The sequence below is a fragment of the Paenibacillus sp. 05T425 genome (genome assembly GCF_056396205.1).
This window is the reverse complement of record NZ_JBFTLA010000143.1, coordinates 1-405: the sequence shown is the minus strand read 5'-3', so window position 1 is coordinate 405 and position 405 is coordinate 1. Positions and strand designations below refer to the sequence as shown.

Annotated in this window: 1 protein-coding gene; it reads left to right on the top strand. The window is 66.4% G+C overall.

Annotated elements, in window-relative coordinates:
• Positions 1 to 405: beta/alpha barrel domain-containing protein (locus tag AC1DF0_RS32495; RefSeq protein WP_477577728.1), on the top strand; the 405-nt coding region annotated here is incomplete at both ends.

Here is a 405-nt window from a genome sequence, read left to right as displayed (position 1 = left end):
GATCCTGCCGGTGATCACCATCGCTCGCGAACAGGACGTGCTGCCGTTGGCCGACGCCCTGGCCGCCGGTGGCCTCACGGCGCTGGAAGTGACCCTGCGTTCGCAGTTCGGCCTCAAGGCCATCCAGATCCTGCGCGAAAAGCGTCCGGAGCTGGTGACCGGTGCCGGTACGGTGCTTGATCGCAGCATGCTGGCCGCTGCCGAAGCCGCCGGTTCGCAATTCATCGTGACGCCGGGCATCACCCGTGACTTGCTCGAAGCCAGTGTCGCCAGCCCGATCCCGCTGTTGCCGGGCATCAGCAACGCCTCCGGCATCATGGAAGGCTATTGCCTGGGCTATCGCCGCTTCAAGCTGTTCCCGGCTGAAGTCAGCGGCGGCGTCGCAGCCATCAAAGCCCTGGGCGG